The organism is Streptomyces sp. 8L (assembly GCF_020176795.1).
GTDB lineage: Bacteria > Actinomycetota > Actinomycetes > Streptomycetales > Streptomycetaceae > Streptomyces.
Genome location: NZ_JAIUKE010000679.1, coordinates 1 through 4,696, shown reverse-complemented (window position 1 = coordinate 4,696; position 4,696 = coordinate 1). Strand labels below are relative to the sequence as shown.

Annotated in this window: 2 protein-coding genes and 1 pseudogene; all 3 read right to left on the bottom strand. The window is 76.1% G+C overall.

All coding sequences use genetic code 11. The features are described 5' to 3' along the window. A pseudogene (locus LCE31_RS36970) lies at positions 1 to 1,936 on the bottom strand (hypothetical protein); the annotation flags it as partial. A 2-nt stretch (positions 1,937 to 1,938) separates the two neighbouring features. Then, positions 1,939 to 3,285, bottom strand: a complete 1,347-nt coding sequence (gene eccB, locus LCE31_RS36965) for a type VII secretion protein EccB (RefSeq protein ID WP_225022403.1) — start codon at positions 3,283 to 3,285, stop codon at positions 1,939 to 1,941. Between the two features lie 10 nt (positions 3,286 to 3,295). Next, the coding region (gene eccD / locus LCE31_RS36960) for a type VII secretion integral membrane protein EccD (RefSeq protein WP_225022401.1) at positions 3,296 to 4,696 on the bottom strand (1,401 nt) is incomplete at its 5' end.

The window sequence follows — 4,696 nt, the reverse complement described above, 5'->3', positions numbered from 1 at the left end:
GGCCTGGCGCGGCCGGACCCGACGGGGCGCCGGGCGGTGCGGGGAACACCGGCGGCGACGCGGGCGGCACCTCGGGCACCGCCTGTCCGGCCGCGGGCGGGGCGGCTGGTGCTGCGGGCGGCGCACCCGCCACGGCCGGAGCGGCGGCTGCCTCGGGCGGCGCGCCCGCCCCGGTGGACACGGCCGGAGCCGCGGTGCCGTCGGACGTGGCGATGTCGGGCGTGGCGACGGGCTCCGCCGGGTGCGTGCTCGGCCCCTCGGACGCCAATCCGCCCGGCAGCGCGCGCTCGCCGGACGTGACGCCCTCGCGCGGAACTGCGGCGGACCCGGACGAACCGGACCCGGACGAACCGGGCCCGGACGAACCGGAACCGGCCGCGTCGAGCGCGGCCTCCGTCTCGGGCCTCGGCGGCGCCGCGGCCGTCCCGGGAGCGGCCTGTCCCTGGCCGCGGCCCCTGCGGGTCCGCGCGATCCGGCCGCCCGCGAGCTTCGCGGACATGTCCCCTTCGGCCGGGGCCTGCTGGGCCTCGGCCACCGGCGTGGCGTCGGGTTGCAGCGCGGCCTGCGCTCGGCCCGCGGCCCGGCCGCGTACGGCGGTGGACACCGGGGGCTGGACCGGGGCCGTCTCGGTGGCGGCGGCCACCGACCACACCTCGTCCTCCGCGTTGCCGAGGGTGAGCCAGGGGTCGTCGGCGGGGGCGACCTGGAAGGCGACACGCGTCGCGGGGTCGAGCCGCCACAGCATGTCCTCGGCGAGCTCCTTCATGCGCGCGGCCGTCGTCGGCGTACTGCGGTCGTAGAGGATCGCGAGGCGGCCGGGTCCGGCCGGGACGCACCGCACGTCGTCGGCGTCGGCGGGCTCGGTGGGCGGGCGCATCCACAGTCCGCTCTGCACGACCTCCAGGACCGCGTCGGCCGCGTACTCGTACACGCCCGGGGTGATCTCCGGGACGCCGTCGAGCGGGCGGCGCACCCCGAACAGCGCGGGCGGCGCCGGGCGTGCGGCCGGGCTGTGCCGGGGGAAGTACATCAACTCACCGGCGAACGGCCTGGATTCGGCCGTGCCGTCCTTGTGCAGCGCGATGACGGCGGGCGCTTCGAGGCTCGCCCGCCGCTCCACGGGCATGCCCGCGTACACGACGACCTGCTGGGCGAGCCGGTCGGCGATCTCCTGCCCGTACGCCCGGCCCTCCGCGCTCGACACGGGCCCGTAGTGGATGAACCGCACCCGCGAACGCACCGAGGGCAGCACCGTCTCCCAGAAGCGCGCCACGTCACCGAGCGGTACCGCGGGGCCGCCCGGTGTGCCGAGCACCACCGTCAGGATGTCGGGGTGGCACGGCAGGGACTCCATCAGCCACTTGCGGCCGCGCGCGGTGTGTCCGGGCCCCGGGGCGCGCACCCACACACCGCTCGGCAGCGGCTCGACCGTGGCGTCCGCGCTGGTCTCCCAGGGGCGGCTGAACGTGGAGAACTCCCACGGCGGCTTCGGGAAGCGCTGCGAGTCGGGCTGCGGGCCGCGCCCCGGCCGGTAGGCGAGCCAGCCGATGCCGCGGTCGCTGGGGATGAACAGGCCGCCGTCGACGGTCGGTACGACCTCGCCGTCCGGTGTGACGACGGTGCGGTCGAGCCGGTCCGCGAGCCGCTGCCCCATGGCCCGGGACTCGCGCGCCGTGGTGGGCCGCGCGAAGACGATCCGCACGCTCCCGACGCGTCCCGAGAGCGTCTTGGCGACGGACTCCCACTCCGTCTCCACCGTACCCGGCGGCAGGTCGACGACCGTCAGCGTGTGCTGGGTGTCTGCCGCGAGCCCGGACGCGAACGCGACCGCGCGCGGATCGGCCTCGCCCTTGGGGTGAAGCAGCAGCGCGTGCCCCGCCGGCCTCGCCTGGAGCGGGCCGCCGAGCATGCGGGGTGGCCTGAGCCCGATGTGCACGGCTATCCCCTCTGTACGGTGTCGACGGCGGCGGTCCTGCTCAGCGCGGGGCCGCGGGGCAGCAGTGCGAGGACGTTCTCCGGCAGCGGCAGGCCCCCGCCGCCGCCGAAGCCGAGGACGCCCGCGGCCTGGTCCCCGTCGAGCGGGTACTCGATGCCGTCCTCGGTGATGAGGAACTCGCGCGGGGTGATGCCCTGCTTGCCGACCTGCGCCTGGTCGAGCGCGAGCACGCCCTTGCCCGCGGGCAGCAGCACCGGGCGGGACCCGGTGGCGGCCGGGCCGTGCTCCAGCACGATCCCGGTGCGCAGGGCCGGTCCCGCCGACTGCTGCCGCAGACACACCGCGGCGCCCTCGGTGCCGGCGGCCCGCATGTCGAGCAGGTTGGGCAGGCGGTGCATCAGGGTGCGGTCCTTGGAGACCGGGGCCACGGCGATGTCGGTGGCCGTCACCGTGCGCGGCTTGGCGGCGCCCGCGGTGGCGGACATCAGCGCGGACTCGGTGGCGGTGACCGGTGCGATGCCGTCCTTGAGCATCACGTAGAAGTGCGCGGAGCCGCCCGTGCCCGCCGTGGTGAACAGGTCGCCCACGGCGGTGGACCGGCCCGCGACCTTCCCCGCGGGCTGTCCGCCGCCGTCGATCTTCGCGGCGGCGAGCGCGGGCCCCGAGGGGACGGCCGAGAGCCAGTTGTCCGGGGCGGCCAGCGGCTGTTCGTCGTCCATGCCGAGCGCGATCATGACGGCGTCGCCGGTGACGCGGTACTTCTTGCCGTGCCACAGCACGTACCGGCCGCCCTTGGCGTCGGACAGTAGCACCTGCCGGTCGTCGGGGAGCGCCGAGGTGTGCCCGCCGGGCGCGAAGTCGACGGACTGGCCGCCGGGCAGGCCGGGGCGCAGGCAGCGGGTCCAGGCGCCGGTGAGGAGCGAGGCGGCGGCCGGCACCGCGTCGGGCGCGTCGGGGATGCCGACGGCGGAGCCGATCCGCACCCCGGCCAGGGACTTGGCGGACACGGACTCGGGGGCGGCGGCGCCGGCGCCCGAGATCAGCAGCGCGGAGGCGTAGTTGCGTACGGGGTGCAGCACGCCCTGGACGTAGAGGAAGCGGTTGCCGTTCTCCTTCTCCACGACGACCGCGCCGTCCTTCTTCCAGGACGTCTTCGCGACGGGCGAGATCAGCCCGTACACACCGAAGCCGATGCACAGCAGCACGACGAGCGCGGCGCCGAAGAACGTGCCGAGGGAGGCGCGCCTGGTGGGGCTTTCGCCGCCGCCCGGGTTGCCGCTCACGAGCGCGGTGGCGAGGCGTCCCATCGCGAACTGGTACGCCTGGACCTGGTCCTTCCGTGTCTGCACTGCGCTCTCCTCAGCTGGCCAGTTGGCGGAAGAAGGCGTACACGTGCAGCGACTGCAACAGCAGGGGCAGCAGTGCGACGGCGGTCAGGGTCTCGGCGATGTCACCGAGGTGGCCCCACACCGGCAGCAGCCTGCCGGTGGGCAGCCGCCACGCGGCGACCAGCAGCAGCCCCGCGGCCACCAGGAACACGCCGAGGACGACGGCGCGTTCCGTGGTGCCGAGCGGCGCGAGCCGGGTGAGGGCGACGACCGCGAGGCCGAGGCCGCCGACGACCGTCATCGGGATGCGTTGGAGGGCGCCGCCGAGGCCGCGGGCGCGCAGCAGCACGGCCGCGCCGAACACGAGCGGCAGCAGCCAGCCGATCCAGCCGCCCTCGTGCACCAGGACCGGGAACGCCACCGCGTACACGAGGGCGGAGGAGATGCTGAGCGTGTTCAGGTACTGGCTCGCGATCCCCACCCGCCGGGTCACGGTCTCCTCCGGCTCCGGCTCGATGCCCTGCTGCAACTCCTCTGCCGTACGGGGCAGTTGCGGGACCCGGAGCCGGGCGGCGCGCAGCGTCAGCCGGGGGCCGAAGTGGCCGAGCACGAACATCGCGACGCCGGTGATGCCGGTCGCCTGAACGGCGGTGAGGCCGCCGATCCGCGCGACGGCGACACCGACGGCGGCGGCGATCGCGCACACCATGAACGTGCCGGGCAGCGTGAACGGCAGTATGCGCAGGGCCGTCAGGACGCCCGCGACCAGGACGACGGCGCCCGCCGCGACCAGGAGCCCCGCCGAGCCGAGTGCGAAGTGCCCGAGGTGCGCGTGCCCGTGGGCGCCCACCGGCAGGACCGCGGGGGCGGGCGGCAGGGAGAACGGCGCGAACCCGGCGAGCGCCGCGAACAGCATGCCGCCCAGGCCCGCGGCGCCGACGGTGGTCCTGTCGGCTCCGGCGCGGGACAGCACGGCGCAGCCCGCGGCGAGCACGACCGCGGCCACCCCGCAGGCGGATGTCGCGAGGGCGCCGGGTCCCGCGCCGAACGCGGTGACACCGAGCGCGAGCGCGACGAGCGCGGCGACCGCGAGCGCGAGCCCCCGGGTCAGCTCGGGCCGCCACAGGTCGGAGCGGTTCGCGACGGCGTGGGCGACGCCGTCGGAGATGTCGTCGAAGTGCAGCCCCGGCAGCGGCTCGTCGGCCGGCCGCAGATACAGCACGTCGCCGTGGTGCAGGCCGAGCGTGTCCGGGCTGCCGTCGAGGTCGAACGGGTCCTCGCCGAGCCGCTGGAGGACCCAGGGCGCGTTGGTCCGCTCGGGCGCGGTGGCCACGTGCCGCAGCAGCGTGGGCAGCAGCGACTGCAACAGCAGGGGCAGCAGTGCGACGGCGGTCAGGGTCTCGGCGATGTCACCGAGGTGGCCCCACACCGG